Source organism: [Clostridium] clostridioforme AGR2157, assembly GCF_000424325.1.
GTDB classification, from domain to species: Bacteria; Bacillota; Clostridia; order Lachnospirales; family Lachnospiraceae; genus Enterocloster; species Enterocloster clostridioformis_A.
Genome location: NZ_AUJR01000118.1, coordinates 1 through 2,333 on the forward strand (window position 1 = coordinate 1; position 2,333 = coordinate 2,333).

1 protein-coding gene is annotated in these 2,333 nt (G+C 48.5%); it reads left to right on the forward strand.

Annotated features, from left to right (window positions below):
- Positions 1–108: 108 nt before the first annotated feature.
- On the forward strand, positions 109–2,333 hold a 2,225-nt coding region (locus G614_RS28930), incomplete at its 3' end, for a DUF6531 domain-containing protein (protein WP_242828207.1).

Here is a 2,333-nt window from a genome sequence, read left to right on the forward strand (position 1 = left end):
GTACCTAAAACCTACTTTGGTGATAATGGCCATACAATGGTCGGTTACTCAGAGGATTACGGATATTGCCGGGCCTTTATGGAGATAAGTCCTGACTGGGAATCCTTAATGGCAAGGCGGGATGAAAACGGTGACGGGCCAGCTATTAACGATGTACGGCTGACGGTAACAATTATGACGAAAGATACCGTACAGCGCAGTGCTTTCATCGCCCTTGCGCCCGAGCGTGATTGGAATCAGGAAACCCTGACATGGTATGCTATGCATTCGGGGCAGATAGATAAGGCTCTGGATGGCGGTGACCTGCCGCAGCTGGGAGATTACCAATTTTCAGAGGGCAAGGACCAACCCATGTCCTTTAACATTACGGAGATTTACGACAAATGGCTGAAGGAGCCTTCCACACGCCATGGTCTGATGCTGAAGGTACTTTCGGAATTACCGTATGAAGGTTCCATCGAGGATGTCATGTGGGCTGAAACCATTTATAATGGCTGGAACGCGAAATATGGGCCGAGGCTGGAAGTGGCCTGGTCCGGGGAATTGAATGATAAGGATTTACTGACTCTGCCAATGAGTGAATTTGAGCTTCATGTGGACCCTGGTGTCAAGCCAAGTGACGCAGGAGGCAGAAGCACAGTTGGCATCGTTCCATGGGGAGTGTCCCAGGCAGGTTCAGATATTACATACAACCTTTATGAAGTGGAAGGGGATAATGAGACTGATAATGGTAACGTGACGGCCGGGGAAGCCCTGGCATATCCGGATTTTTGGAAGGTGTCGGATGACTGTATCAATTTCGGATACTTAGAGGGCAACTGGCAAGGTGACCCTGCCTTCATGACGGAAGACCTTCAGACGGACACAAAGTATTATATAACAGCCCAGGGGGAAGGCAAGGAGATAATTGAGGATGAAGAGGGGAACCCGGCGTTAGGCGAGGGGACTGAAACCAGCGAACTGAAGACCTCAGATGAATTCCTGCTATATGAAGTACAGGTCAAGGATGATATTGCGAGGATTGCGAAACATTATGGTATTCTCATCCGAGTAATCAAAGCAGATAACCAGATGACAACAGGGCAGCTCACAACAGCCGGGGATATCCTCTTTATTAGGAAACCAAAGACAGATGTGCCCTATACATTTAAGATTCCTAAAGACAAGCTGGAAAAGTATCTGCTGGAGGCCATCCTGGCCGGCCGTGACCCGCGTTACGACCATGACGGCGACCCAATCAATATGTCATCCGGTTCCTATTACATGGAGCAGACCGACGCATCCATCGAGGACTTAGGCGGTACCTTTGAAATTTCCAGGAGTTATAACTCAAAGAACCCATTCTTCCGTTCTGAATTCGGAAAAGGCTGGAGTACACGTGTTGGTGAGAAAATCATGGTCCTGGAGGATGGGAGGATATTCTATTCCAGGGAGGACGGCAAGGGAATCATATTTAAAAAAGACGAGGATGGAACCTACAAAGGCCCTGACGGCTATGATTATACATTGAGGCCGGTCGATTCTATTGAGGTCTTAACCATGGAAAGTCCGGATGAAGATGAAGAGGATGAGGAGCAGTTCCCTGGTGATGGTGAAGAGGAAATCCGTACAGCCAGTCCATCAACCGCTCAGTACCGCACGGCCAGCCCGTCAAACGCTGCTGTAATGACAATTGAGGAGGATGGTGAGGAAGAAAGCGGGGAAGAAAACGGAGCTGTCAAGCCTTCCATCGGATGGGAAATCACACAGCCGGACGGAAGTGTCAAGACATTCAACGCATATGGTCTGCTTGTTACAGAAAAAGACAGGAAGGGTTATAAGACCTCATATGTGTACGACAGCGCCTGCCAGCTGCACCAGATTATTACACCTTCAGGCAAGATATTTGAAATTACCCAGGATGATGATGGAAAGATTACCGACATCATACTTCCGGATGGCGGGACAATCCATTATGAATTTGATGACCAGGATAACCTCATTTCCGTAACTGACCCTGAAGGCGGTGTGCGCAGGTATGAATACGACGATGCCAACCACATGACGGCATGGTATGATGAGAATGATTCCATGTTCATACGGAATACCTATGACAGCGAAGGAAGAGTCACTGAGCAGGAAGATGCGTTAGGAAATGTCAGCACCTATTCCTACGAGCGCAACCTAACCATCATGAAAGATAACCGTGGAAATCATGTGCTGTATCATCTGGATGACCGCGGACGGACCGTGAAGGTTGAGTATGCAAACGGCGATACCATACTTACTTCCTATTCCGCTGACAACAGGGTAGCATCACAAACAGATGCCAATGGCATGACCACTTCCTATGA